At 61.8% G+C, this 25,467-nt stretch carries 21 protein-coding genes and 3 pseudogenes; 13 read left to right on the top strand and 11 right to left on the bottom strand.

All coding sequences use genetic code 11. The features are described from left to right. Nucleotides 1-24 precede the first annotated feature (24 nt). Complete coding sequence (locus tag ATE67_RS20430) at nucleotides 25-972, bottom strand: hypothetical protein (protein ID WP_152998854.1); 948 nt, start codon at nucleotides 970-972, stop codon at nucleotides 25-27. A gap of 210 nt (nucleotides 973-1,182) precedes the next feature. On the opposite strand from ATE67_RS20430, the gene ATE67_RS20425 reads away from it, so the two are divergent. The 3 genes from ATE67_RS20425 to ATE67_RS20415 are packed head-to-tail and all read left to right on the top strand — an operon-like array spanning nucleotide 1,183 to nucleotide 3,417. Further along, nucleotides 1,183-1,467 (top strand): hypothetical protein, encoded by a 285-nt coding sequence (locus ATE67_RS20425; protein ID WP_058801158.1) that lies wholly within the window; start codon nucleotides 1,183-1,185, stop codon nucleotides 1,465-1,467. After that, nucleotides 1,464-2,594, top strand: coding sequence for a tyrosine-type recombinase/integrase (locus tag ATE67_RS20420; protein WP_231728252.1), 1,131 nt, complete (start codon nucleotides 1,464-1,466; stop codon nucleotides 2,592-2,594). Before ATE67_RS20425 ends, ATE67_RS20420 begins: the two co-directional genes overlap by 4 nt. Before the next feature lie 40 nt (nucleotides 2,595-2,634). After that, entirely contained in the window at nucleotides 2,635-3,417 is a 783-nt protein-coding gene (locus ATE67_RS20415; protein ID WP_058801157.1) for a GNAT family N-acetyltransferase, read from the top strand. Between the two features lie 30 nt (nucleotides 3,418-3,447). On the opposite strand, the gene ATE67_RS20410 is transcribed toward ATE67_RS20415, so the two are convergent. The 3 genes from ATE67_RS20410 to ATE67_RS20400 are packed head-to-tail and all read right to left on the bottom strand — an operon-like array spanning nucleotide 3,448 to nucleotide 5,009. After that, the gene (locus tag ATE67_RS20410) at nucleotides 3,448-3,906 is read right to left on the bottom strand and encodes a hypothetical protein (protein WP_058801156.1); all 459 of its coding nucleotides are present in this window, start codon (nucleotides 3,904-3,906) and stop codon (nucleotides 3,448-3,450) included. Then, complete coding sequence (locus ATE67_RS20405) at nucleotides 3,903-4,823, bottom strand: hypothetical protein (protein WP_058801155.1); 921 nt, start codon at nucleotides 4,821-4,823, stop codon at nucleotides 3,903-3,905. The genes ATE67_RS20410 and ATE67_RS20405 overlap by 4 nt, the downstream gene beginning before the upstream one ends. A 3-nt stretch (nucleotides 4,824-4,826) precedes the next feature. Then, entirely contained in the window at nucleotides 4,827-5,009 is a 183-nt protein-coding gene (locus ATE67_RS20400) for a hypothetical protein (protein ID WP_058801154.1), read from the bottom strand. 99 nt (nucleotides 5,010-5,108) lie between these two features. On the opposite strand from ATE67_RS20400, the gene ATE67_RS20395 reads away from it, so the two are divergent. The 3 genes from ATE67_RS20395 (at nucleotide 5,109) to ATE67_RS20385 (ending at nucleotide 9,328) form a co-directional block, all read left to right on the top strand. After that, a complete protein-coding gene (locus tag ATE67_RS20395) occupies nucleotides 5,109-5,342 on the top strand; it encodes a hypothetical protein (RefSeq protein ID WP_058801153.1) in 234 nt (77 codons plus the stop codon). A 315-nt stretch (nucleotides 5,343-5,657) separates the two neighbouring features. Beyond that, on the top strand, nucleotides 5,658-7,856 hold the full coding sequence (locus ATE67_RS20390) for a type I secretion system permease/ATPase (RefSeq protein ID WP_082656953.1): 2,199 nt from the start codon (nucleotides 5,658-5,660) through the stop codon (nucleotides 7,854-7,856). A 14-nt stretch (nucleotides 7,857-7,870) separates the two neighbouring features. Further along, a complete protein-coding gene (locus ATE67_RS20385) occupies nucleotides 7,871-9,328 on the top strand; it encodes an HlyD family type I secretion periplasmic adaptor subunit (RefSeq protein WP_058801152.1) in 1,458 nt (485 codons plus the stop codon). An 85-nt stretch (nucleotides 9,329-9,413) separates the two neighbouring features. Here the strand turns inward: ATE67_RS20385 and ATE67_RS20380 are convergent, their stop codons facing one another. After that, nucleotides 9,414-10,034 (bottom strand): toxin-activating lysine-acyltransferase, encoded by a 621-nt coding sequence (locus tag ATE67_RS20380; protein ID WP_197412005.1) that lies wholly within the window; start codon nucleotides 10,032-10,034, stop codon nucleotides 9,414-9,416. 912 nt (nucleotides 10,035-10,946) lie between these two features. Here ATE67_RS20380 and ATE67_RS20375 point away from each other — a divergent pair. Next, nucleotides 10,947-11,321: a hypothetical protein gene (locus ATE67_RS20375; RefSeq protein WP_152998853.1), complete on the top strand. Its 375-nt coding sequence runs from the start codon at nucleotides 10,947-10,949 to the stop codon at nucleotides 11,319-11,321. Between the two features lie 50 nt (nucleotides 11,322-11,371). On the opposite strand, the gene ATE67_RS20370 is transcribed toward ATE67_RS20375, so the two are convergent. Further along, complete coding sequence (locus tag ATE67_RS20370; protein WP_031286087.1) at nucleotides 11,372-14,329, bottom strand: Tn3 family transposase; 2,958 nt, start codon at nucleotides 14,327-14,329, stop codon at nucleotides 11,372-11,374. A 139-nt stretch (nucleotides 14,330-14,468) separates the two neighbouring features. Between ATE67_RS20370 and ATE67_RS20365 the strand changes: the two genes are divergently transcribed. Beyond that, nucleotides 14,469-15,020, top strand: a complete 552-nt coding sequence (locus ATE67_RS20365) for a recombinase family protein (protein WP_004213210.1) — start codon at nucleotides 14,469-14,471, stop codon at nucleotides 15,018-15,020. Further along, a complete protein-coding gene (locus ATE67_RS20360; protein WP_058801149.1) occupies nucleotides 15,017-15,802 on the top strand; it encodes an SDR family NAD(P)-dependent oxidoreductase in 786 nt (261 codons plus the stop codon). The genes ATE67_RS20365 and ATE67_RS20360 overlap by 4 nt, the downstream gene beginning before the upstream one ends. 324 nt (nucleotides 15,803-16,126) lie before the next feature. Here the strand turns inward: ATE67_RS20360 and ATE67_RS20355 are convergent, their stop codons facing one another. Continuing rightward, nucleotides 16,127-16,627, bottom strand: coding sequence for a GNAT family N-acetyltransferase (locus ATE67_RS20355; protein WP_000376623.1), 501 nt, complete (start codon nucleotides 16,625-16,627; stop codon nucleotides 16,127-16,129). A 127-nt stretch (nucleotides 16,628-16,754) separates the two neighbouring features. Then, entirely contained in the window at nucleotides 16,755-17,606 is an 852-nt protein-coding gene (gene sul1 / locus ATE67_RS20350; protein ID WP_000946487.1) for a sulfonamide-resistant dihydropteroate synthase Sul1, read from the bottom strand. A 101-nt stretch (nucleotides 17,607-17,707) separates the two neighbouring features. On the opposite strand from sul1, the gene intI1 reads away from it, so the two are divergent. Both intI1 and ATE67_RS21205 read left to right on the top strand, forming a co-directional pair. Next, nucleotides 17,708-18,721 carry a class 1 integron integrase IntI1 gene (gene intI1 / locus ATE67_RS20345; protein WP_000845048.1) on the top strand — a complete coding sequence of 338 codons (1,014 nt, stop codon included), beginning with the start codon at nucleotides 17,708-17,710 and terminating at the stop codon, nucleotides 18,719-18,721. 290 nt (nucleotides 18,722-19,011) lie between these two features. After that, nucleotides 19,012-19,215: pseudogene (locus tag ATE67_RS21205) on the top strand (recombinase family protein); the annotation flags it as partial. A gap of 113 nt (nucleotides 19,216-19,328) precedes the next feature. Here the strand turns inward: ATE67_RS21205 and ATE67_RS20340 are convergent. Both ATE67_RS20340 and ATE67_RS20335 read right to left on the bottom strand, forming a co-directional pair. Then, on the bottom strand, nucleotides 19,329-20,093 hold the full coding sequence (locus ATE67_RS20340) for an IS6-like element IS6100 family transposase (RefSeq protein ID WP_001389365.1): 765 nt from the start codon (nucleotides 20,091-20,093) through the stop codon (nucleotides 19,329-19,331). After that, nucleotides 20,059-20,340 (bottom strand): recombinase family protein, encoded by a 282-nt coding sequence (locus ATE67_RS20335; protein WP_231728251.1) that lies wholly within the window; start codon nucleotides 20,338-20,340, stop codon nucleotides 20,059-20,061. Before ATE67_RS20335 ends, ATE67_RS20340 begins: the two co-directional genes overlap by 35 nt. Nucleotides 20,341-20,469: 129 nt before the next feature. Here ATE67_RS20335 and ATE67_RS20330 point away from each other — a divergent pair, with 129 nt between their 5' ends. Further along, nucleotides 20,470-23,421 (top strand): Tn3 family transposase, encoded by a 2,952-nt coding sequence (locus tag ATE67_RS20330; protein ID WP_231728250.1) that lies wholly within the window; start codon nucleotides 20,470-20,472, stop codon nucleotides 23,419-23,421. An 18-nt stretch (nucleotides 23,422-23,439) separates the two neighbouring features. Then, nucleotides 23,440-24,225, top strand: a pseudogene (locus ATE67_RS20325) (Tn3 family transposase); the annotation flags it as partial. A 59-nt stretch (nucleotides 24,226-24,284) separates the two neighbouring features. Here the strand turns inward: ATE67_RS20325 and ATE67_RS20320 are convergent. After that, nucleotides 24,285-25,467, bottom strand: a pseudogene (locus ATE67_RS20320) (Tn3 family transposase); the annotation flags it as partial.

Raw genomic sequence — 25,467 nt, 5'->3', positions numbered from 1 at the left:
ATCTAACCGACGAGGGCGGCCGTATCACATCGTAAAAGAGACGGGGAATTGAATCGCAGTCACATACGGCTCGAGGGATCCGTGACGCACGGCAAAATGACCGATCTTCAAATCATTGAGGAGCTTGCCAGCGCCAGCCTTCGTGCAGGGGAGGGCGCGCGCGAGCTGGGCGGGCGTCATCGACCCGAACGCAAAGAGCAACAGCCAGGTATCGAGCAGCCGCGAATTCACCCTGAGCCCCGGAAATGCCTCGCCAAACGCAACAACGGCGCGCGGCACCCGCGCAATATCGCACAGCGTCTCGTGCAACGCCTCGAGCACAAAGTCCGCGATGTCGTCGCGATCGCGATCGAGGTCGCGATCGGAGCGGAAGAGCCGGCGCCGGACCAGCCCGGGGAAGGGCAGGGGATGCGGCGAGAGGCCGAACAAGGCGGGATCGGCGACGGCGAGCAGATTGATCGCCCAGCACGGCGAGGTGGCGGTGACGGAGAGGGCATCGCTGTCGACGTCGGCCGATCGCCGGAGGACCCGGACGATGGTGAGCAGCCGGGTTGCCGGATCGCCCGGCAGCTTCGGGCTCGCTGCGACCTCGCGAACGCTCGCCAGCTCCTCGGTGCCGGCGTCGACCAGCGCGACGGTTGCCGCGGCCTCGGCGGCGAGGGGGCGGATCGCGATTTGCTGGACGCGCCGGATCGCGCCGGCGAGATCCGACCGGCGATCGGGGAGGCTGGCGGCGAGCAGGGCGAGGAAGGCGTCGCGTTCAGCGGCGCATTCGGCGCCGATGAGGTTTTCGCCGATCGCGATGGCCCGGTCTTCGCGATATTGCGACCAGGCGCGGACCAGCGCGCGCAGCGCGAGGCATTCGCGCATTTCTGCGGAATAGAGGGCAGGGGAGCCGAAGAGGGTTCGCGCCAGCGCATCGATCTGGCCTTGGCGGAAGGCGATGGCGGCAGTGTGAGGACTAGGGGGCATGGCGGCTCCGGTGGGCGGGCCATGCTAGCCGCGAGCGGAATCGGCGTCAAAGTCCGAGTTCACCAAAGTGTCACTTTGGTATCCCATCTGTCTGACGCTCCGCAAACCGGACTTGTCATAAACGAGGCTTATGGTAAAACCGCGCCTGCCAAAATCACCCAATCGGCCGAGAAATTCACACGACGGGGACGCCGAAAAGGAGGGCGCGGCATGACGAACGATCATCGCATCGCGGCCGAGCTGCGCCAGCTCTTCGGTGTCGAGGCGGGCGTTCGCCTGTCGGCCGCCGCGATCGCGGGCGCGCTGCACGCGCGCACCGTCTATGCGAACCGCGTTTCCGCGCGCGAAGCGGCATTCGACCTCATGTGGAACTATGAAGCCCGCGGGCTGGTCGACGACTGCCCGGGCCCGCGCGGCGGCGCCGGCTGGTCGCTGTCGGCGAGGGGCGCGGCGCTGATTGCGCGATCGACCGTCGCGCCGGATCCAGTGCGATGAGCGAGCTCGCGCCGCTCCCATCGTCCCTCGAGCTGGTGCTGTCGGCACACGGCCGCCTCGTCGACTGGAGCAAGGCGCAGCCGCTCGCGATCGAGGCGGCGGCCGAAGCGATGGCGCCGGCGACCAAGGCGGCGATCGTCGCCGATCTCAAATGCTATTTGCGCTGGTGTATGTTGCAGCGGCCGATCGCGACGGCGGTGCCGGCGTCTCCGGAAACGCTCGTCCTCTATCTGCGCTGGCTGGCGCGCGCGAGCGATACGCGCACGGCCGCGAAACCCGCGACGCTCTCGCGGCGCCTCGCGAGCATCGCGCGCGTGCATCGGATCCTCGGTTACGGCGACACCGAAGCGTTGCCGACGCAGGCGGGCATGGTGCGCGACACGCTGAAGGGCATCCGCCGCAAGGTGGGCGCGCGCCAGCGCCAGGCCGCGCCGCTGCGCTACGGCCGTGCGATGACCGCGGTCGACGTCGCGCCCGACGGGCTGACCATCGAAAGCCTGATCGCGGCGTGCGGTGACGATCTGGTCGGGCTGCGCGACGCGGCGCTCTGCTCGATGGCCTATGATGCAGGCCTGCGCGTCTCCGAACTGGTGGCTGCGACCGTCGCCGATCTGCGCCTCATAGCTGACGGCAGCGGGCGGCTCACCATTCCGCGCTCGAAAACCGACCAGGACGGGGAGGGGAGTGTCGTCTGGCTCTCGGCCGAGACGATGCGCCGGCTGTCGGCGTGGCTGACGTCGAGCGCGATCGCCGACGGGGCGGTGTTCCGGCGCATCAACATATTGACGCATCATGCGGCCGAAGAAGGGGAGACGGTCTTGACCCACCATATCGGCGCCAACGGGCTAACCCGCCAAGGCGTGGTGTCGATCCTGCGGCGCCGTGCGGCCGCGGCGATCGCGGACGGCCATGCCGTCATCGAGCCGGGACAGGATGCGGTGGCGGCGCTCAGCGCGCACTCGTTCCGCGTCGGGCTGACGCAGGATCTTTTCGCAGCCGGCGAGGATGGGGCGGGCATCGCGCTCGCGCTGCGCTGGTCGTCGCCAACGACGGCGTTGGGGTATGCGCGCGAGCTCGCTGCCGGCAGCAATGCCGCGGCTCGGGTCCTCGGTAAAGTCAGGAGCTGAAGGGGCTTGCCTCGTCAAAGAATGTGGTAACCGTGGGCCCATGACCTATGAAATCATCCCGGCAACCGAAACTCTTCTCGCTGAAGTTGAAGTTTGGCTCGACGCCGAAGAAGCCGCCCACAAAGCGGGCGAGGCTGCCTATGTTGCCAACGGCTATGAAGGCGACGTGCCGGCGCGGGGCTTCCGCTGCAACTGGGACACCACGAAGAAATTATGGCGTGAGCGTGGCGGCATCGACATTCTTGTTGTCGACGGCGAAGCGGTGGGTTTCCAGGGCCACGGAATATTCGAGATCAGGCCAGACCTTCGCCGCAAGGGCTATGGCCGCATCCTTGCCGAGTTTATGATCGCCCGGGCCACCGACGAGGGCTGGTCGGTCTTCGAAATCGGAATTGCGCCGTCGACGGCGGAGCCCTTCTGGCAGAGCATGGGATTCACGATCGTGGACGCGCGCCCGGATCGCGGCGCCGGGACGTTCGCCTTCAGGATCCTTCCCCGTGAATTTGCCCTGGGCAGCGGTGAACGCATTCCGTTCGTGATCGAGTTCTTCACTAACGACGAGAGATACGAATCCGTGCCGCGTCCCTTTTCGACGTTCTCCGGTCAGGGCGAACGCCTCGCGGACGGTTCAATTCAACTGCCCGCCCGGGCCTATTGTTTCAACCCGTTGAAAGAGGTCAGTATGAACGACTTCGTTCGGCTGGAGGTTGACGGCAAGGAACTTCATTTTGAGAAGTTGAAGCGCGACGCGAGCGCCGCGATCGGCGTGGAGCGCGATGGCGGCTACACCTATTTTGTCGATAGGATTAGGCCGACTTCATAGTCGCAATCTGCGACAGCCTCTGTTCTTCGGCTACCGGGGAAATGAAGTCGGAAGCTGGTACAGGGAGACCAACCGTGCCCGCTCGCTATCTGCCATATATTCTGGCCACGGCTTGTCAGCCGTGACGCGACGCCGGGAGCCTTCGCTCTCGCACTTCGTGTTTCGGCTGTCGGCGGCCGCGGTCCGCTGGTCCGAATCGTCAGCGCGAAAGGCTGCGCGGTTCGCCCAAAGCCGGGCGGGCCAAGGTGCAAGAAAGACAGCGAGCAATATGCCGATAAAGGTGCCATTTCCAACAGGCAGCGCGATGACGGTGATGAGCCAAATTGCTATAAAGCACAGTGCGGCTCGACCAAGGACGAGGCGAGGTCGGCAATAACTCATGAAGCCAATCGCAAGCCAAGCGAAGGGCGCGCTGACCAACAAGAATAGGGCGCCGAACCCGATGAGAATCGTAACGATTGTCACGGCAAAAATGAGCAGTTTGATCATGACGGGCGCACCGGGTCGGCTGAAGCCGCCTCTGGCGCTGACCCTGTTGTGGGAGCGGACTCTTCGGACTCTTCGTCGCCATACGGCGCGGTGTCGATCTCGTCGAGGATGGCCTTGTCCAGTGTTCGCACCAACAAATTGGCGACTGACTTACCGTCGAGCGCGACGATGCCGCCGATCGTTTCTCGACCATAAGTGTCGAACTTTGGATCTTCGCTGGGCTTGCACCATTTCGCTGCTGCAGAGGGCGTCAGTTGGAACAAAAATCGCTCTGGATTGAGGAGCGCGAGCGAGAGCAGCTCACCCTTTTCACTGTGCCGAATATCGGCAATCGCCCCGATATAGCCGATGCCAAGATTGTTCTGCTGAAAGGTGGTCAGCACATGACAGATGGGCCGAAATCCATGTTGTGTCGGTCGGATATAGTGATGATAGACCCACCCTTGACCATTGAGATCGATCCCGTCGAAAACGAGATCGAAACCATCGCCCGACACGAATTTCGCGACTAACAGTGATTCCAACACCATCAAGCCGCCGAACGTCGCCAGCTCGTGCATCTCGAGATGCCCGCCGTCGGCAAATTGCACCATGGCGGCGATCGGGTTGGCGGGGATCGGTGGAAACGTACCGGTGGGACGAAGAAATGCTTCGATCGGACTCCACATCATCCCCGATGGAGGAAGGACGTCAGGAATTGCCGTTAGGAGGTTCCGGGCCATTTCGACGAAAATCCAGCCGAAGAAATGCGCGATGAGCGATATTCCTACCGCGAGAAGCAGTGTCGTTGCTGAACCAAGAGGAAGTTCGGGGCGGCCCGCGCCGGTTCGTGCGCCTTTGAGGTTCCAGGCACCGAGAAAGGTCAGGCCGGGTAGCAGGATGAGCATGCTGGCGAGGACGGCCAGCGTGAGCGTCATGGATCAGCTCTTGACGATATATTTGAAGCGGCCCGTCGTGGGGTTCTTGATTAGCTGTGCGATCAGGCCGCGGCGCCGGATCGCGGTGCGCTCATCTTGCAAGCGCAGGAGCTCGACGTAGCCGCCGACCTTGCGTGCAGCGTCCGAGGTTTCTGCCTGTTCGCGAGGGGTGGTCACGCTTACCATGGCCCCAATCTAGTGCCTCGAGCAGCGTAGGTAAAGGGGCCGCACTCAATCGCGGGGGGACGTGCCGGGTGCTTGCTTGCTTCAGAGCGCCCGATCAACGTGACGTTCGACTGGAAGTTCAGTCTTCGTTCGGCGCGCAAGGCGCAGATGCTGAAGGATCTTCTCTACTATCGGCTCCCCCTTGGGCAGCCTGATCCCGATGCGTTCATGAAGATGCTGGAACGGATTGGCGCGGACGCGAAGCAGGCCCGCCGCCTCGCGATCGATCTCTCGGCCATGTCCCGGATCAGGTTCGGTGGTCCCGTGCCCGCTGATGGAATTGTGCCTGGCTGAGCCTCGGGCTGAAAAAATTGCCTTCGCACTTGCAGCAAGGCTCGATCGTTCTCAAATCCAGCATGCCTTTCAGGCATCCTCTCCCAAAACCTACCAGGGCCGGCGCAAGCTGGCCCTTTTTATTTTGGAACGAACACGTCGGTGATCGCGCGAACTATGGCGCATCATTAAATTGTATCCAGATTTGACAATGTTTTGAGATAGCTATTCTCTGTCGAAGAAAGAATGATACATGCAGGAAGCAAAGGCCTGCAATTGACCAGCGACAGCTGATTCCGGTTCCGGTGGTCAATGCTTGGGCTTTACGGGGGATGCATGTCAGGTACGGGAGAGACAGATCAGGGGCCGCAGGGACATGTCGCGGAGGCCGGTGGCGCACCTCTTGCGCTAGACCCATCGCTGACCTGTTTCATCCTGCTCGCGAAATTCCTCGGGACGCCTGCCGATCCGGCGCAGATGATCCACGACCGTGGTCGCGGTGACGAGCCCTGGGGCGTAGAAGATTTTGCGCGCATCTCGAAACGCCTCGGCCTCATCGCCAAGATTCGTACCGCTCGGCTCGACGAATTGAGCAAGCTGCCGCTTCCGGCGCTTGCCGAATCCCGCTCGCATGGCGGTGTTATCCTTCTCAAGATCGAGGACGCGAGCCTCAAGCCCCGCTATCTCGTCCAGCGTGGCGACGCGGAACGCCCCGAAATATGGACGGCCGAAGAAGGCGCGGAGCGCTTCACTGGACGGTTGCTGCTTCTCACCTCGCGGGAGGCAATGGCCGGCGACAAGCGCCCGTTCGACATCGCCTGGTTCATCCCGGCCCTTGTCAAATACCGGAAGCCGCTCCGCGACGTTCTGATCGGTTCCTTTTTCCTTCAGCTGATGGGTCTCATCTCGCCGATCTTCTTCCAGCTTGTTATTGACAAGGTGCTTGTCCACCAGTCGATGACCACGCTTGATGTCCTGGCCTTCGGGCTCACGGTCATCCTGCTCTTCGAAACCTTGATGTCGGGATTGCGCAACTGGCTCTTCTCGCACACGACCAACCGGGTCGACAGCGAGCTGTCCTCGAAGATGTTTCGCCACTTGCTGAACCTACCGCTCGGCTATTTCGAATCCAGGCGTGTTGGCGACAGCGTGGCGCGGGTGCGCGAACTCGAGAATATTCGTCAATTCCTCACCTCGAATGCGGTGACGGTCGTAATCGACCTGTTCTTCACCATCGTGTTCTTCGCCGTGATGTTCCTCTATTCGCCGTTCCTGACCCTGATCGTGTTGCTTTCGATCCCCTGCTATGTCGCGATTTCGATGACGATCTCGCCAAGGTTGCGAACGTTGCTCGAGGAAAAATTCCGTCGCGGTGCCGAGAACCAGTCATTTCTGGTCGAGAGCGTGACCGGGATCGGAACCCTGAAATCGATGGCGGTCGAGCCACAGATGCGCGACCGCTGGGAGAAGCTCTTCTCGGGCTATACCAACACCGGCTTCGACGTCGCCAAGCTCGCGAATACTGGCAGCCACCTAATCCAGGTCGTCTCGAAACTGACGACCGTGGCGATCCTTTATTTCGGGGCGAAGGCGGTGATCGCCGGCGATCTTTCTGTCGGTTCGCTCGTCGCCTTCAACATGCTCTCGGGCCGCGTCGCGGCACCGATCCTTCGTCTCTCTCAGCTTTGGCAGGATTTCCAGCAGGTCCGTATCTCGGTGGACCGTCTCGCCGACGTTCTGAACACACCCGCGGAGCCCGAATATAACCCCAATCGGGCAAGCCTGCCGCCGATCCGCGGCGACGTAACCTTCGACCAGGTCCGGTTCCGCTACAGGCCTGATATGCCCGAGACGCTGCGCGGCGTGAGCCTCGAACTCAGGGCGGGCGAAATGCTTGGCATCGTCGGGCCGTCAGGATCAGGCAAGTCGACACTGACCAAGCTGGTGCAACGCTTGTATATCCCTGAACAGGGGCGTGTGCTCGTCGACGGCGTAGATCTGGCGCTCGTTGATCCTCCGTGGCTCCGGCGCCAAATCGGCGTCGTGCTTCAGGAAAATATCCTGTTCAACCGCACGGTGCGTGAGAATATCGCACTGGGCGATCCAACGCGGCCGATGGAAGCTGTGATGGCCGCGGCGCAGCTTGCGGGCGCGCATGAATTCATCCTGCAAATGAACCATGGCTATGATACGGTGATCGAGGAGCGCGGCAGCAATCTGTCGGGCGGTCAGCGCCAGCGTCTCGCGATCGCCCGCGCGCTCGTGAACGATCCGCGCATCCTGATCTTCGATGAGGCGACCTCTGCGCTCGACGCCGAAAGCGAGGAGATCATTCAGCATAATCTCGCGAGCATCGCCAAGGGGCGGACGGTCATCATTATCGCGCACCGCCTGTCGGCAGTTCGTCAGTGCGACCGCATCATCACGGTCGAGGCCGGCGAGGTCACCGAGCAAGGAAGCCATGAGGAATTGCTCCGCGCGGGCGGGCGCTATGCCCAGCTCTATACCAAGCAAATGGGGGTGACCGTCCCATGAGCCTTGGCGAGCGAATGAGCGAGCGCTTTCCGGCACTCGCGCGCCACTGGGCGATCCTCAAGGCGAGCTGGCGGATGCAGGACGAGGCTGATGCTGTCGCCAAACCACGCACCGACCATGAATTTCTGCCGGCTGCCCTCGAGATCGTCGAGAAGCCGCCGAGCCCCGGCTGGCGCTGGCTCATGCTATCGCTTTGCGGCTTGTTCGTCATCGGCCTTGCGTGGTCCGTGATCGGAAAGGTTGATGTTATCGCGACCGCGAGCGGCAAGGTGGTGCCGTCCGGCAATGTGAAGATCATTCAGCCGATCGAAATCGGCTATGTCCGCGCTATCCATGTGAAGAATGGGCAGCATGTGAAAGCGGGCGACCTGCTGATCGAGCTCGACCCGACGCTCGCCGGCGCGGAGGCCGCGCAAGCATCGACGAACATGCTGACCTCCGAAGTTGTCGCAGCGCGGAATGCCGCGCTGCTCGCGCATGTCGAAGGGCGAGCAGCGCGGTTCGTGGCGCCGCCCGGGACGTCGGCCGAAGTTGCACAGACGCAGGCGGCTTTCGTGCGGACTGCAATTGCCGAATATGAGGGCGAGCGCGCGAGCCTCGTCCAGCAGCGGGCGCAACACAGCGCCGAACTGACGGGCGCATTGGCGGAAGTCGCGAAACTCGAAAAGACGCTGCCGATCGTCGAGAGGCAGCTCGCGGCGCGCGAGGAGCTTGCCGAGAAGGGCTATTTTTCGAAAATCCGACTGCTCGAATATGAGCAGCTCAAGGTTGAGCACGAACAGAATATCGCCGTGCAACGGGCAAGGGCCGACCAGACCGGTGCCGCTATACGCGATATCGACGCGCAGCTTGTGCGGCTGCGGGGGACTTTCGGCAAGTCGGCGGTCGCCGAGCTTTCCGAGAGCCAGGAGAAACTTGGCATCGCGCGCGAAGAGGTGACCAAGGCTGAGCGCCGGACAGCTTTCCAGCAATTGCGCGCGCCGGTTTCCGGGACGGTGCAACAGCTTGTCGTCAACACGGTTGGCGGTGTGGTCCAGCCGGCGCAGCCGCTAATGATCATCGTCCCGGACAATGCCGAGGCGGTCGTCGAGGCGCATATTCTGAATCGCGACATCGGTTTCATCCGCGAAGGACAGAAGGTCCGCGTGAAACTTGAGGCCTTTCCCTTTACCGACTATGGCATCGTTCCGGGAATCGTGGAGAGCATCAGTCGCGATGCGGTGGAATTGCCCGCGCAACGCGCGAGCCAGAATGGCGAGGGGGAGGGGAGTGCTCCTCCGTCTCCCCAAGGGCTTGTTTATTCGGTGCGTATTCGTCTGCTCAAACGGACTATCCGGGTCGGAGGTCGCGATCAGGTCATCGGACCCGGCTTGGCAGTGCAGGCGGAGATCAAAACGGGCGAGCGTCGGATCATCCAGTATCTGCTGTCGCCGATTGCCCAGACCTTGGATGAGGCGGGCCGCGAGCGATAGTGGAACTCCTGCTGGGCTCGGGCCTCGCAGATATGAAAAGGGGCGCCGCCGCGCCCCTTTTTGCTATTGGTTCATAGCTCATCGCTCAGTTAACCGTGGCTTCCTCCCGCTCTGCACTCGCGGGAGCGCCCATCTTCTCCGCTCCCATTTTCTGCAGCGTCTCGGCATCGACGAGGCGCGTGACGATCGGGTGAAGGCGGAGACTTCCTTCCTTCACGACCTGTTTGAAATTGGCGATGACGTTGGCGGTCGTCCGCTGGTCGGGCGCGATGACGTCGAGCAGCCAATTGATATCACCGCTGTTCCAGTCCTCGGCCTTGAGGCGGATCGGGAAGGTGCCTGCCTGCACCTGTTCGCGGATCTTCGCATCGACCTCTTCGCTGACGCTCGCCCAGATGGCGAGCCCCGCGATGTCGGCGAGCTGACCCGCCTTGTCGCCGCCCGGATAGGCGATCGCGACACGGTCGCGCATCAGCGGTTCCAGGATTAGATGCTGCAGGTCGGCGAGTGTCTGGCTGCGGTAGCGCGGGAGCATCATCATCGCCATCGCGACCTTGCCGAAGCTCTCGCGGATATGCGTGCGGACGGCTGCGATCTTCGCGGCGAGTTCGGGATTGATCTCGGTCGGAGGTGCCGCTTCTGCGGCGGCGGGTGCCTGCTGTTCCACGTTCGCTTTGGCCGAACCATTCGCCTCTTTCTTGGCCACCATCATCTCCTTGAAGGCTTGTTGAAACTTTCGGGATATGCGCTCCAATCGAGGTCATGCCCGATATCGATTGGGTAGCTGCTTCGTCGGCGCTGTCAACGGCAGCCGTGACGGTGAACGCAAACATGCGTCGCAGGAAAAAGGTCCAAATTGAATGTTAATTCGTCAGTTGTACTGACAGGTCGCGGTTGATGGGCAAGCAAAGCCCAGAAAATCCGCCGTACGACGCGGTTAATACTGCCTTTGCTTTCGTCTCGGAAACAAATTCGTCAAAAATCAAGCTCAAAATCCAGTTGCATAACCTGCGCCGTATGTCATTCCTGTGCGGTCGAGGGTAGGGAATCTCGGCCGATTCCACACGCTTATCGCCGGGTGAGGCCCGGTGATCGAGGCGCTGTGCATGAATGATCGGGGGCGGTTGACGTGCAAGTAAATCCGACACGCCGATACACAACCCGCGAACGGGTCGGCGGCATGGCAGCCTGGCGAGCATTAGCCATTCCGGGCCCGGCTCCTGTCGCGTTCTGCGGCTGTGGCGGAGGGTTCAATGGCAGCTCTGGTGAGAGGGAGGAAGGCGTTTCTTGCACCTCCATTGGCACGAGGTAAGTATTATGATATATTTTACCAGTGAGGCATTGATTTATAGCATTGTAATATCGATCGCTTCTCTAATTTCGTCATTGATTTCTAAGAAATTTGGAATCGCAGTCTGTAGCATAATTTGCCTAATATGCATATTGTTATCTATGTTATTTTTTATCGGCGGAAGTGCGAAGTTTATTTTTACAACAATAGTTATTTGGCCTGCCATAGCGTGGATTTCTTACTTATTTGGTCAAATTCTGAGAAATAATACCTGATTTATCATGCATGCATATTTGGAGATATGCGTTTCAGTATAGGATGGATAAAATGTCCGCACCGTCTGCGAGCGAGTATGTTTTACTGAGTGCTCAGTCCTATTATTACTATCGAAAAGAAGGAATTAGCCGTAGCCTCGACGGGCAGAGAAGCGATACCGGTCTGCAGTCGTTAACGACCGAGCAGATTCCGGGACTCGAGGGCTGGTCGGTTGATCTGCTTCGTAGTTACACCGACCCGGATAGCGGCTTTTCGGCTACGGTATTTCAGAAAAATGGACAGTATGTTGTTGCATATCGCGGGACTGACGACTGGCGCGAAGGGCAGGGGGACAAGGAGCAGAATGACACATTTGCGCCCGGATATATCCGTGAGCTAACCGATGCCCCGGGCATAGGAGAGCAAACGCTGGACGCCTTGGGGTGACTACACGAAAGTGACGTATCTGCACGGAAAGGGCGAACGGATAGCGAACGTCACGCGGCAAGTAGGGAGTTGACGGCGCGCAGCGGTCGCAAGGCGTCCGGATCGGGTTGATCTTCAACATTCCAGCTATAGTCACCGGTCAGCGAGATATGCTCCCAGCCCAATGGCGCGATGTGGCGTGCGATTTCGTCGGCTGTGCCGATGTCCGCCAGCGCCATTTCGAGATAGCGAGTGTTCCACAAGATGATGGCGGCGACGAGCAGGTTGAGGCCGGAGGCGCGATAGGTCTGGTTCTCGAACCGACGATCGCGCAGTTCGCCGAGCTGGTTGAAGAAGAGCGCGCGGGCGAGCGCGTTGCGGGCTTCGCCTTTGTTGAGGCCCGCCTGGGTGCGCCGGCGCAGGTCGATGTCGCGCAGCCAGTCGAGCATGAAAATGGAGCGTTCGAGGCGGCCCAGCTCGCGTAGTGCGAGGGCCAGTCCGTTCTGTCGCGGATAGGCGGACAAGCGGCGCAGCATTGCCGAAGCAGTGACGGTGCCGGTGCGGATCGACGTGGCGAACCGCAGCAGTTCGTCCCAATGCGCCGCGACATGACCCAATGCGATCGGTTCGGCCGTCATGCCGGCAAGCAAGGGGCCGGATTCTTGGCCGGGAAGGAGGTGTAAACGACGCTCCTTGATGTCGCGCAGGCGCGGCGCGAAGCGGTAGCCGAAGAAGGGCATGAGGCCGAACACATGGTCCGATGCCCCGCCCGTATCGGTGTAGTGCTCCTCGATCGTCAGGCCGGTCTGGTGATACAGCAAGCCATCCAGCACATAGGGCGCTTCGCCAGCGGTCGCCGCGATCACCCGACTTGCGAAGGGGTCATATCGATCCGAGACATGGGTGTAGAAGGCAACGCCTGGTTCGTTGCCGCTGCGCGCGTTGATGTCGCCGATCGCGGCCCCACGGCCCCCGGCATGAAATTGCTGTCCGTCGCTCGACGAAGTGGTGCCGTCTCCCCACAGCGCGGCGAGCGGCATGGCGCGATGGGCGTCGATCAGCCTTCCCAACGCTTCGCCATAGGCGGCTTCGCTGATGTGCCAGTCGTGAAGATGGGCGAGCTGACGCAGACTTGCGCCCCGGCAGGTTTCCGCCATGCGTGTGAGGCCGAGATTGATGCCATCGGCGAGGATGACCGTGAGCAGCGCATTGCGATCGTCGGCTTCCCGGCCCGAACGACGATGGATGAAGCATTCGCTGAACCCGGTCCAGGCATCGACCTCCAGCAGAAGATCGGTGATCTTCACGCGCGGCAGTCGATCATAGGCGGCGCGACGGGCAATCTCGGTGGCGGGCGGTGTTGCCGCCTTCAGCGGCGAGATGATGAGACCGTTTTCGTCAAGCTTAACCTGGGGCAGCTCCCCTTGCCGTGCAAGGACCGTTACCTGCTCGATCGCCGTGTCGAGCCTGGTGCGCCGTTCCTCGATATGGCGCTCGAAATCCGTTTCGATGGCGAGCGGCAACGGCCCCTTCTCGCGCAGCGCCGCAAAGGTCGCCGGCGGTATGAGATAGCTGTCGAAATCGCGAAACTGCCGGCTTCCCGCGACCCATATATCCCCGGCTCGCAACCGCTCGCGTAGTTGCGACAAGGCGCATAGTTCATAAGCGGCACGATCAACGATGCCATCCCGCAGGACGAACGGGCGCCATGCGGGCGGCACAAAGCGTAGCGGCACGCGATCAGGCAAGCGCCGTTTGCCGGTCCGATATAGCTCCGCGATGATGGCCAGCGCTGACAGGAGCCCCTGAACCGCGCCGGCGCCGCGAAACTCGAAGGCGTTGAGAAAAGCGCCGACAAAGAGCTTCACCGTCCGATGCCGCTCGATCAATTCGGCGGTGCGATCGACGGTTTCCGGTCGCCCGAGCACTTCGGCCTGCTCGACGGCCACGGCGAAGTGCTGCCAGTCCAGCGCCTCGATCTGCGCCAGAGAATCCACGCCCTTGCTGCGCGCGTCGATGAGGAGGCGGCAAGACCCCGTGAGCGTCCGGAGGTGGCCTTGCAACTCGCGCACCGTCTTGAGGGCTTTGTCGCGGGTCCGGTTCTCGGCGCGGCGCGCCATGCTGCCCAACAGCTTGTCGAACATCGTCAGGGTGGCGTCGGTCAGGCTTTCCTCAAGCCGGATGCCGGTTGCCGCCAGCGTCGCATGGCGGCGCAGGGCATTGAGTTCGCCAAGGTGCTGGGGTGTGATGCGGCTGCCTTCGTCCGCCAGCCTGTCAAAAGTCAAAGCCGGGATCATGTCGGCACGGGCGCGATCGAGGCCCAGCGCGCGGATATAGGCGAGCCGTTCGATCAGGCGCAGGATGTTGCGCGCTGCCGGCGATTGTGGCGCATTGCGCATCCAGGATAGCCATGTCGCGACCTGCCCCGGTCGTCGGGCCAGCAAATCGTCCAGGCCCTGAAGGGTGTCAGGCAGCAGGCCATTCGTGAGCACTTCATAGGTAAGCTGTTCGGCTTGCTGGCGCGCCCGCCGCAGCACCGCTTCGAGAATCGACGGAGAAGGCAGGAGGATCTGCAGGCGCCGGAGTTCATCGACGATGACGTCTGCCATCTGGCCGGGGTGTATGATGGTCTGCGCGATTGGGACCGAGAAGGCGACAACTTCACGGAAAGCGTTGCGGTCAAAAATCCTGAACCCGTGCGATCGTCGGATTTCGACGAGATGCTCGCGACGGGTCTGGTCCCGATGGGCATAATCCGCGAAGGCTGCCGGCGCGACGCCGAGTTGCTGCGCCACATAGGCGAGCACAGGAGCGGGCGGGACTTCGCCCGCTTCCAGCGCACGGCCAGGCCATCTCATATATAGCATGAGCATCGCATAGCCGAGCCGGGTGGCATCGCCGCGACGGCGGCCGACAATTTCCAGGTCGTCGCTGGTCAGCGTATAATGACGCGCGATCTCGCGCTCATCGAGCGGCGCGCCATAATGCCTCGCCCAGATTTCCAGGCTCACCAGTCGCCGTCTCGCCAAGCATCATCTCCTTCGCTTTGCGTGTCCGTCAGACGGTCCTCTGGCGGCCAACAGGAATATGTCCGTTAACTCTGGACCTGTAACGGCGATTCGGACAAGATCGCATAATGACGGGAAAACGGACAGGATCGGGCATCATGTGGCGCTGATCGGCTATGCGCGCGTCTCGACCGCAGACCAGAAGCTGTCGCTCCAGCTTGACGCGCTGAACACTGCCGGGTGCGACCGTATATTCGACGATCACGCATCCGGGGCAAAAGCCGATCGGCCTGGCCTAACCGAAGCGCTCGCCTATTTGCGCCCCGGCGACACGCTGGTGGTCTGGAAACTCGACCGCCTCGGCCGCTCGATGAGCCACCTGATCGAGAAGGTCGGCGAGCTTGCGGCGCGCGGCATCGGGTTCCGCTCACTCACCGAGAATATCGACACCACCACTTCGGGCGGCATGCTGGTGTTCAACATCTTCGGCTCGCTGGCCCAATTCGAGCGTGACCTGATCCGTGAACGCACTCATGCCGGCCTCAAGGCCGCACGCGAGCGGGGCAACAAGGGTGGTCGCCGGCCTGTCGTTACCCCCGACAAACTACGTAAAGCGCGGGCGCATATCGCAGCGGGCCTCACTGTTCGTGAGGCGGCGGCCCGGCTCAAGATCGGCAAAACCGCCCTATACAAGGCTCTGGAAAACGCGTGAAACCGCTGGCGATCAAGAACTCGTGGGTGCTGGTCACAGGGGCTTCGACCGGTTTGGGCAGAGCGTCCGCCCTCCGCTTGGCGGCATCGTACCAGGCCAAGCCCCTGATTGTTGGACGAAGGCTCGACAACTTGCGGGAGCTACAGACCGAAATTGACGAGCGGTTCAATGTGCCGTGCGAGATTATAGTGGCTGATCAACGTGAAATCGAGGGCAGGGAGAAAATCGCGGCTAAGGTTGCAGAATTGCAAGTAACAGCCGCTTTGTTGGTTGCCGGAATGACGAGCGTTGGTTCATTTGATGCAGGCCGTGCCGACACTTATGCCGAGGTAATTGAAACAAACATACTCGGTTTCACGGATTTGCTGGCTCGCCTGATTGCGATTTTCAGGGAGCAGCCGTTTGAATCCTCAGTAATCGCCGTGTCGAGCCTGGCGGGCGAAACATCCGTGCCCTTCCAAGCGGTCTACGGCGCGTCGAAAGCCTATGTGAGCACCCTCATGCGAGCGCTTTCCGTGGAGCTTGCCGGGACGGGAGTGAGTGTTGGGTCTTTTGCACCCGGTGGAATCGACACAGACATGGCTGCCCTCAGCGATTTGAAGTGGGGGAGGTTGGGTTTGATGGACGTTGACCGGTGCGCGTCCCATGCAGTCCACGCTCTGGTTTATCGGCAATCCTTCGCCATACCGGGGATGGGCAACCAGCTCACATATTTGGCGAGCAGGGTTCTACCTCGATCGTTGGTCAATCGGATTGCCGCCCTCCCATATCGGCGCCCGTAGGGCGGCACCACATAAAAGGGGCAGGAAAGCCTGCGAATAGCATCTGCTGGCATCGTACCGGATTTGTTCGCCCTTAGCGTGCAGATACGTCACTTTCGTGTAGTCACCCCAGGCAGGCTGAAGGCCGAGCAAGCCTGACAGGCCCGAAAAGCCCGGCACGGGCGTCGGCGGCGATGACGGCGGCGGCATTATCCAGGGTTGATGATGGAAGTGGAGGATATCGACAACCTCTCGCGCAACCAAGACATCGCGGTCGGACTGCAAGTGATCTTGAAGCCACGGGCCCGTCCCACCCCGACATGGACCTCGATGCCCGAACGGACGTTAGATTTCGAGTTCTAGGCGTTCTGCGATGAAGGTTGGATCCCAGCCGGGATTGAAAGTGTCGACGTGGGTGAATCCGAGCCGCTCGTATAGGCCACGCAGGTTCGGGTGGCAGTCGAGCCGCAGCTTGGCGCACCCCTGCGTTCGCGCGGCATGGCGGCAAGCCTCGATCAGCGCGGAGCTGACACCCCGGCCCGCATGTGTCCGTCGCACCGCGAGCTTGTGCAGATATGCGGCCTCCCCCTTGAGGGCGTCGGGCCAGAACTCGGGATCCTCGGCCGACAAGGTGCAACAGCCGACGATGCCGTCGCTGCAACTCGCGACTAGGAGCTCGGATCTCAGGACGAAGGTCTCCGCGAATGTCCGGTCGATCCGCGCGACGTCCCAGGCGGGCGTTCCCTTGGCGGACATCCACGCCGCAGCGTCGTGCATCAGCCGCACAACCTCGTCGATATCACCCGAGCAGGCGACCCGAACGTTCGGAGGCTCCTCGCTGTCCATTCGCTCCCCTGGCGCGGTATGAACCGCCGCCTCATAGTGCAGTTTGATCCTGACGAGCCCAGCATGTCTGCGCCCACCTTCGCGGAACCTGACCAGGGTCCGCTAGCGGGCGGCCGGAAGGTGAATGCTAGGCATGATCTAACCCTCGGTCTCTGGCGTCGCGACTGCGAAATTTCGCGAGGGTTTCCGAGAAGGTGATTGCGCTTCGCAGATCTCCAGGCGCGTGGGTGCGGACGTAGTCAGCGCCATTGCCGATCGCGTGAAGTTCCGCCGCAAGGCTCGCTGGACCCAGATCCTTTACAGGAAGGCCAACGGTGGCGCCCAAGAAGGATTTCCGCGACACCGAGACCAATAGCGGAAGCCCCAACGCCGACTTCAGCTTTTGAAGGTTCGACAGCACGTGCAGCGATGTTTCCGGTGCGGGGCTCAAGAAAAATCCCATCCCCGGATCGAGGATGAGCCGGTCGGCAGCGACCCCGCTCCGTCGCAAGGCGGAAACCCGCGCCTCGAAGAACCGCACAATCTCGTCGAGCGCGTCTTCGGGTCGAAGGTGACCGGTGCGGGTGGCGATGCCATCCCGCTGCGCTGAGTGCATAACCACCAGCCTGCAGTCCGCCTCAGCAATATCGGGATAGAGCGCAGGGTCAGGAAATCCTTGGATATCGTTCAGGTAGCCCACGCCGCGCTTGAGCGCATAGCGCTGGGTTTCCGGTTGGAAGCTGTCGATTGAAACACGGTGCATCTGATCGGACAGGGCGTCTAAGAGCGGCGCAATACGTCTGATCTCATCGGCCGGCGATACAGGCCTCGCGTCCGGATGGCTGGCGGCCGGTCCGACATCCACGACGTCTGATCCGACTCGCAGCATTTCGATCGCCGCGGTGACAGCGCCGGCGGGGTCTAGCCGCCGGCTCTCATCGAAGAAGGAGTCCTCGGTGAGATTCAGAATGCCGAACACCGTCACCCTGCTGCGTAACATCGTTGCTGCTCCATAACATCAAACATCGACCCACGGCGTAACGCGCTTGCTGCTTGGATGCCCGAGGCATAGACTGTACAAAAAAACAGTCATAACAAGCCATGAAAACCGCCACTGCGCCGTTACCACCGCTGCGTTCGGTCAAGGTTCTGGACCAGTTGCGTGAGCGCATACGCTACTTGCATTACAGCTTACGAACCGAACAGGCTTATGTCCACTGGGTTCGTGCCTTCATCCGTTTCCACGGTGTGCGTCACCCGGCAACCTTGGGCAGCAGCGAAGTCGAGGCATTTCTGTCCTGGCTGGCGAACGAGCGCAAGGTTTCGGTCTCCACGCATCGTCAGGCATTGGCGGCCTTGCTGTTCTTCTACGGCAAGGTGCTGTGCACGGATCTGCCCTGGCTTCAGGAGATCGGAAGACCTCGGCCGTCGCGGCGCTTGCCGGTGGTGCTGACCCCGGATGAAGTGGTTCGCATCCTCGGTTTTCTGGAAGGCGAGCATCGTTTGTTCGCCCAGCTTCTGTATGGAACGGGCATGCGGATCAGTGAGGGTTTGCAACTGCGGGTCAAGGATCTGGATTTCGATCACGGCACGATCATCGTGCGGGAGGGCAAGGGCTCCAAGGATCGGGCCTTGATGTTACCCGAGAGCTTGGCACCCAGCCTGCGCGAGCAGCTGTCGCGTGCACGGGCATGGTGGCTGAAGGACCAGGCCGAGGGCCGCAGCGGCGTTGCGCTTCCCGACGCCCTTGAGCGGAAGTATCCGCGCGCCGGGCATTCCTGGCCGTGGTTCTGGGTTTTTGCGCAGCACACGCATTCGACCGATCCACGGAGCGGTGTCGTGCGTCGCCATCACATGTATGACCAGACCTTTCAGCGCGCCTTCAAACGTGCCGTAGAACAAGCAGGCATCACGAAGCCCGCCACACCGCACACCCTCCGCCACTCGTTCGCGACGGCCTTGCTCCGCAGCGGTTACGACATTCGAACCGTGCAGGATCTGCTCGGCCATTCCGACGTCTCTACGACGATGATTTACACGCATGTGCTGAAAGTTGGCGGTGCCGGAGTGCGCTCACCGCTTGATGCGCTGCCGCCCCTCACTAGTGAGAGGTAGGGCAGCGCAAGTCAATCCTGGCGGATTCACTACCCCTGCGCGAAGGCCATCGGTGCCGCATCGAACGGCCGGTTGCGGAAAGTCCTCCCTGCGTCCGCTGATGGCCGGCAGCAGCCCGTCGTTGCCTGATGGATCCAACCCCTCCGCTGCTATAGTGCAGTCGGCTTCTGACGTTCAGTGCAGCCGTCTTCTGAAAACGACACCACCCTGCCCTTTCCCTGGCGTTTTTTGTCGCGTGTTTTAGTTGCATGAAATAGAATACTTGCGACTAGAACCGGAGACATTACGCCATGAAAGACAAGAGCGCCGCCGCTGGCCTGCTGCTGGGATATGCCCGCGTCAGCACCGACGACCAGGACTTGACCAACCAACGCGCCGAGCTGCACGCCGCAGGCTGCACGCGCATCTTTGCCGAGAAGATCACCGGCACCAGGCGCGACAGGCCCGAGCTGGCCCGCGTGCTCGATCACTTGCGCCCTGGCGATGTTGTGACTGTGACCAGGCTTGACCGCCTGGCCCGCAGCACCCGCGACCTGCTGGACATTGCCGAGCGGGCTCTGTTGCAAAGATTGGCGGCAGTCAGAGGTAGGCTGTCGCTCTGCGCCGATCAGGCGGCTGCTGCGAAATGGTGGTTGAGCATGCCCATGGCCTCCGTCAGCGCCGAGGGCCCAATGCCAAAAGCTCTCTCCACAAGGCGCACCTCGCCCCTGATGCCGGGCTGCAGGCACCAGGGGCGAGCCTGTCCTTTGCGCAGGGCTCGCATGACTTCGAATCCCTTGATCGTGGCATAGGCCGTGGGGATCGATTTGAAACCGCGCACCGGCTTGATCAGTATCTTGAGCTTTCCGTGATCGGCCTCGATCACGTTATTGAGATACTTCACCTGCCGGTGGGCCGTCTCCCGGTCCAGCTTTCCTTCGCGCTTCAATTCGGTGATCGCTGCACCATAGCTCGGCGCTTTGTCGGTATTGAGCGTGGCAGGCTTTTCCCAGTGCTTCAGGCCTCGCAGGGCCTTGCCCAGGAACCGCTTCGCTGCCTTGGCGCTGCGGGTCGGCGACAGGTAGAAATCGATCGTGTCGCCCCGCTTGTCGACTGCCCGGTACAGGTAGGTCCACTTGCCCCGCACCTTGACGTAGGTTTCATCCAGGCGCCAGCTCGGATCAAAGCCACGCCGCCAGAACCAGCGCAGCCGCTTCTCCATCTCCGGGGCGTAGCACTGGACCCAGCGATAGATCGTCGTATGGTCGACCGAAATGCCGCGTTCCGCCAGCATTTCCTCAAGGTCGCGATAGCTGATCGGATAGCGACAATACCAGCGCACCGCCCACAGGATCACATCACCCTGGAAATGGCGCCACTTGAAATCCGTCATCGTTCCGTCCGTCCAATCTCCGCCAAGCATGCTCAAGCTTCACGATTTTTGCAACAGAGCCATCTCCCTCGCGCAACTGGCCGATCATCTCCAGAAGCTTGGGTCGGTCCCACCGCCCACCGCTGGCGGTCTCCTCGAACATCCGCTTGCAGCCGGCGGCATCGAGCGCGCGCCGCTGCGCGGCGTTCGACTGGTCGTCGCCCTTCGATACGCGGGCATAGCCGATCAGATAGGGTTCGCGCGTCATCTGCGTCTCTTTCACAAACGGCCGTATCCGGAGGTGGAAACAGGATGCACCAATTTCCGCAGCCTTGGGCCTTTCACAATCCTCTTTCATTAAGCGGGCAAAAGGCAAGAGGTTTTTGAAGGATGAAACATGCCCGCACGTATTCCGATGACCCAGCGGCAGCGCGCCGCATTGCTTGCTTTGCCCGACAGCGAGGCGGCGGTGGTGCGACACTATGGCCTCGATGCCGAGGACCTTGCTGCAATCGGCACCGCGCGCACTCCGGCAACCCGGTTGAGCTACGCCCTGCAACTCTGTTGCCTCCGCTTTCCGGGGCGGCATCTGCGCGCAGGCGAGCTGTTGCCTGCGATCATGCTCGACCATATCGCCGAGCAGGTCGGGGTGGATGCAGGCGCCATCGCCGACTTCGCGCGGCGAGCGCCGACCCGCTACGATCAGCTTGCCGCCATCAAGGCGCGCTTCGGCTTCACCGATCTGAGCCGGCCAGCGCGCGGTATCATGATGACCTGGCTGGAAATCGAAGCCATGCCCATCGTGGACGGGCGTATTCTGCTCGATCGACTGCTCGACGAGCTGCGCACGCGGCGCATCGTTATCCCCGGCATCAGCGTAGTCGAGCGGATGGCGGCCGAGGCGATGCTGCGGGTGGAAACCGATCTGGTCGCTGCAATCCATGATAAACTCGATGCGGATATGCGTCAGCGCCTCGATACGCTGGTCGATGAGAAGGTGCATGATCGACAGAGCCGCTTGTCGTGGCTGCGCGAACCACAGCCCCGCGTCGCGTCAGCCTCGCTCGCCGAAATCCTTGAGAAGATCGCTCTGATCCGCAGGACCGGAATTTCCTGTGTTCCGGTCGATCCCCTGCACGAGCCACGCATGACGCAGTTCGCCCGCGAAGGCGTGCGCTATACCGCCCAGGCCTTCCAACAGATGCGCGCCTCCCGCAGGCGGGCCATCCTGCTTGCTACGCTGCGCGAGATGGAAGCCACGCTTACCGACGCGGCGATCGCCATGTTCGGCGCCTTGATGGGACGCGCTCACCTTCGTGCCCGCAAACGCCTGGAACAGGGAATCGCGATTTCGGGACGCGAAGGCCGTGACCGACTGATGCGCATCGCCACCGTGCTGGAAACAGTTAGCCGGGTAGCACGCACCGGTGAAGATATCGGCGCGGCCCTCAGGGATATCGTGCCTCTCGACATGCTCGATGCCGATGCCGCGATCATCCGTCGTACCGCGGCACCTCACAGGGACGATGTGTTGAGCGAGATCGCAGCCGAATACCGGACCTTCAAACGAATAGGACCTCTATTCCTGCAAACGCTCGATTTCCACGGCCGGGTCGGCACCGCGGCGTTGCGCAATGCGATGACGGTCCTGTCGGATCTTGATGGCGACTGGCGCAAGCCGCTCCCTGCCGACGTTCCGCTCGGTCATGTCGAGCGGCGCTGGCACCGCCATGTCGTGGTCGCCGGCAAGATCGACCGGACGCATTGGGAGATGGCCACCTACGGGGCGCTCGCCAATGCACTGGCATCGGGTGATATCTGGGTGCCGAGGTCACGGCTGCACAGGTCGCTGGACGTGCTGCTCGCGCCATCAAGTGGCGCAGCGCTGCAACCGGTGTTCTCGCTCGGTGATCCACACGCATGGCTCGATCAGCGCGCCGCGCAACTCGACAAAGCCTTGTGCGACGTCGCCCAGAATCTGGCCGGACGTGATGCTGCCCTGTTCGCTGGCGAGCGATTGCGCTTCCCCAAGGAACTGAAGGACGATGATGCCGGGCACGACGAAGGACGGCATCTGACGCTTGCCTGCTACGGTATGCTGCCTGCCACGCGTATCACCGACGTGCTGTCGCAGGTCGAACGATGGACCGGCTTCACCCAGCACTTCGGGCACGTCTCGACCGGGTTGCCGCCTGGCGATGAGCAGGCCTTCCTCGCCACTCTGATTGCCGAAGCGACCAATCTTGGGCTGTCGCGCATGGCCGAGGTATGCGGCGCAGGGTCACGCCGCGCGCTGCTGCGCATGCAGACATGGCACATGCGCGAGGAAACCTTTCGGGCGGCGCTCGCCTGTCTGACCGACGCCATCCACGCCGAGCCGATCGCCGCCTGGTTTGGGCAAGGACACCGGGCTTCCGCGGATGGCCAGGCCTTCTACCTGGGCGGGCCGGGCGAAGCCGGCGGAGCGGTCAACGCCCATTATGGTCGCGACCCAGTGGTCAAGATCTACACCACCATCACCGACCGCTACGCGCCGCTGCACCAGACGGTGATCGCCGGCACGGCAGGAGAAGCCATCCATGCGCTCGATGGGCTCCTCGGCCATGACAGCAACGCCGATCTGACCGCACTGCACGTCGATGGAGGCGGCGTTTCCGACATCGTGTTCGCAACGATGCATCTCCTCGGGCTCGATTTCGAGCCGCGCATTCCTCGCCTGTCCGACCGGCGCCTCTACGCATTCGAACCTTCGAAGCGCTATGGCAGGCTTGCGCCACTGTTCGGTCACAGGCTCAACCGGGATCTGATCGTCAGCCACTGGCCGGATATCGAACGCGTCATCGGCGCGATGCGTGATCGCACCGTTACGCCCTCGCTGATCCTCAAAAAGCTATCCGCCTACCGCCAGCAGAACAGCCTCGCCGCGGCGCTCCGCGAGGTAGGACGGATCGAGCGCACGCTGTTCACGTTGCGCTGGTTCGACGATCCGGCGCTACGCCGCACGGTCACCGCCGAGTTGAACAAGGGCGAGGCGCGCAACAGCCTGGCGCGAGCGGTCGCCTTCCATCGGCTCGGTCGCTTTCGCGACCGTGGCTTGGAGAACCAGCAAACCCGCGCGGCTGCCCTCAACCTCGTCACCGCAGCGATCATCCTGTTCAACTGTCGCTATCTTGGGCACGCCGTCGAAGAAATGCGCCGCCGCGGAAGCCAGATCGATCCGGCTATGCTGTCTCGGCTCTCACCATTGGGCTGGGATCGCATCAATCTCACCGGCGATTATGTCTGGTCCGATCACCTCGATCTCGACGCCAATGGCCTCATGCCGCTGCTCATCAAACCGCTACCGTGAATCTGTGTCCGCATAATGCACAGGGGCCCCTATGTCCTCGACGGCCTCACCAGCCACGGCACCGATCTGAAAATCGCCGAGCATTACACCGACACGGGCGGGGCGACCGATCATGTCTTTGCCCTGTGCGCCATGCTTGGATTTCGCTTCTGCCCGCGCCTGCGCGACTTTCCCGACCGACGGCTCGCGACGATCGCGCCGGTTGCAGCTTATCCGTCCCTCACCCCGCTATTGGGAAAGCGCATCCGGTCCGACATCATCGCTGAGCAATGGGACGACGTGCTGCGCCTCGTAGGGTCGATCAAGGCCGGACACGTGGCGCCGTCGGTCATGCTGCGAAAGCTCGCCGCCTATGAGCGGCAGAACCAGCTCGACGTCGCGCTACAGGAAATCGGCAAAATCGAGCGGACGCTGTTCATGCTGGATTGGCTGGAAAATCCCGATCTACGCCGGCGATGCCATGCCGGCCTCAACAACAGCGAGCAGCGCCATGCCCTGACGCAGGCGATCTACACATTCCGCCAGGGTCGGATCATCGACCGCAGTCATGAGGCACAGAAATATCGCGCATCCGGCCTCAACCTGGTCATCGCCGCGATCGTCTATTGGAACACGATCTACATGGATGCCGCTGCCCAACATCTCCGGTCAACATCGGTCGCGGTGCCTGATGATCTGCTTGCCCATACCTCCCCTGTTGGCTGGGAGCATATTGCTTTCTCCGGCGATTTCCTCTGGGATAGAGCCGCTGCTTCCAATGGCCGCAAGGCCCTCAATCTGCCGCCGGATAGCCGCGTCGCCTAAGCGTTCCCTGACTGTTCGTCCTTAGCGTTGTCTGGCGTACTTTCCACGCTACGCCCTCAATCGAGCGTGAACAAAGTGCGCTCGATACGGCCCAGTTCAGCCAATGCAAAATCCAGCCTGTTCTGGCGTTTGTAGGCGGCAAGTTTTCGCAAGATTACTGACGGCGCCACCGTGCCATCCTTGATTGAGGCGACAATCCTGACGATGTCATCCCAATCGGCCTCGATCGCTGCCGTTTTGATGGTGCGGCCCATCAGATTTTCGATGCCCTTGTATGTCGATGGCGCAGCGATCGAACCCAGCTTGCGGTCGCCAATATCGCGCAGCCGGGGCGCGAAGCGGAACCCGAGTAGGTGGCAGAGTGCGAAAACATGATCGGTGGCGCCGCCGGTATCGGTATAGTGCTCATGCAACGGAAGGTTGCCGGCGCCCAGGACAAGCCCGTCGAGCACGTAAGGCGCTTCACCTGCCGTCGCGGACATGATCCGTGATCCGAATGATGCGAAGTGATCGGAAAGGTGAGAATAGATTTTCACGCCAGGTTCGGCGCCATATTTGGCATTGACGTCCGCCGCCCCTGAACGGCTCCGCCCCGACCGGAAGAACTGGCCATCGGACGACGAACTGGTGCCAGCGCCCCAATGCCGCGCGAAGGGTAATTCGTGATGGGCTGAGATGATCATGGCCAGCGCGGCCTGATAGTTCTCGGGTGAAAGATACCAGTTGTGGGTCCATGCGAGTTGGGCATAGCTGACGCCTTCGCTGGCATTGGCCATCCGCTCCAGCCCGAGGTTGGTGCCATCAGCCAGAATTGCGGCGAGTACCGTGCTGGGGTTGTCGTGCTCCTTGCCTGAGCGCAGGTCACGGAATGCGTTCAAAAAACCAGTGCGTTCGGCGACTTCAAGCAGCAGCTCGGTGATGCGCACGCGGGGAAGCAGGGTATCGAGCTTGCGATCGAGGGCTTCAGCTTCCGGTGGGGTGACAGGCGGCATTTGCTGAAGCTTGAGCCGGTCTCGTTCGAGCGACACTCCCTCAAGCTTGTTTGTTTTCAACTGCTTGGCAAATCGGCGCAGCCGCCAGTCAAGATTTCGTGCCCGGTCAGCGAGGTAGGATGCAGCATTTGAATCGAACGGAAGCACATCCGCCACTTTGGCGGCGTCGCGCCGACCCAGCAAATAGGCATCGAAGCGCTGATAGTTGCGGGTTCCCTCGATCCATACATCACCGGCGCGCAAACGATCA

It is taken from the genome of Sphingopyxis sp. H050, assembly GCF_001468265.1.
In the GTDB taxonomy this organism is placed as follows: domain Bacteria; phylum Pseudomonadota; class Alphaproteobacteria; order Sphingomonadales; family Sphingomonadaceae; genus Sphingopyxis.
Note: the sequence above shows the minus strand (reverse complement) of the source record. Positions and strands in the feature narration are given on the sequence as shown.

Coding starts and splice junctions, on each gene's coding strand:
- ATE67_RS20390 (WP_082656953.1), top strand. CDS start 5,658: ATGTCAGGTACGGGAGAGACAGATCAGGGGCCGCAGGGACATGTCGCG.
- ATE67_RS20340 (WP_001389365.1), bottom strand. CDS start 20,093: ATGACGGATTTCAAGTGGCGCCATTTCCAGGGTGATGTGATCCTGTGG.
- intI1 (WP_000845048.1), top strand. CDS start 17,708: ATGAAAACCGCCACTGCGCCGTTACCACCGCTGCGTTCGGTCAAGGTT.
- ATE67_RS20425 (WP_058801158.1), top strand. CDS start 1,183: ATGACGAACGATCATCGCATCGCGGCCGAGCTGCGCCAGCTCTTCGGT.
- ATE67_RS20415 (WP_058801157.1), top strand. CDS start 2,635: ATGACCTATGAAATCATCCCGGCAACCGAAACTCTTCTCGCTGAAGTT.
- ATE67_RS20430 (WP_152998854.1), bottom strand. CDS start 972: ATGCCCCCTAGTCCTCACACTGCCGCCATCGCCTTCCGCCAAGGCCAG.
- sul1 (WP_000946487.1), bottom strand. CDS start 17,606: ATGTTACGCAGCAGGGTGACGGTGTTCGGCATTCTGAATCTCACCGAG.
- ATE67_RS20420 (WP_231728252.1), top strand. CDS start 1,464: ATGAGCGAGCTCGCGCCGCTCCCATCGTCCCTCGAGCTGGTGCTGTCG.
- ATE67_RS20400 (WP_058801154.1), bottom strand. CDS start 5,009: ATGGTAAGCGTGACCACCCCTCGCGAACAGGCAGAAACCTCGGACGCT.
- ATE67_RS20355 (WP_000376623.1), bottom strand. CDS start 16,627: ATGGACAGCGAGGAGCCTCCGAACGTTCGGGTCGCCTGCTCGGGTGAT.
- ATE67_RS20335 (WP_231728251.1), bottom strand. CDS start 20,340: ATGACGCGCGAACCCTATCTGATCGGCTATGCCCGCGTATCGAAGGGC.
- ATE67_RS20375 (WP_152998853.1), top strand. CDS start 10,947: ATGTCCGCACCGTCTGCGAGCGAGTATGTTTTACTGAGTGCTCAGTCC.
- ATE67_RS20330 (WP_231728250.1), top strand. CDS start 20,470: ATGCCCGCACGTATTCCGATGACCCAGCGGCAGCGCGCCGCATTGCTT.
- ATE67_RS20385 (WP_058801152.1), top strand. CDS start 7,871: ATGAGCGAGCGCTTTCCGGCACTCGCGCGCCACTGGGCGATCCTCAAG.
- ATE67_RS20405 (WP_058801155.1), bottom strand. CDS start 4,823: ATGACGCTCACGCTGGCCGTCCTCGCCAGCATGCTCATCCTGCTACCC.
- ATE67_RS20410 (WP_058801156.1), bottom strand. CDS start 3,906: ATGATCAAACTGCTCATTTTTGCCGTGACAATCGTTACGATTCTCATC.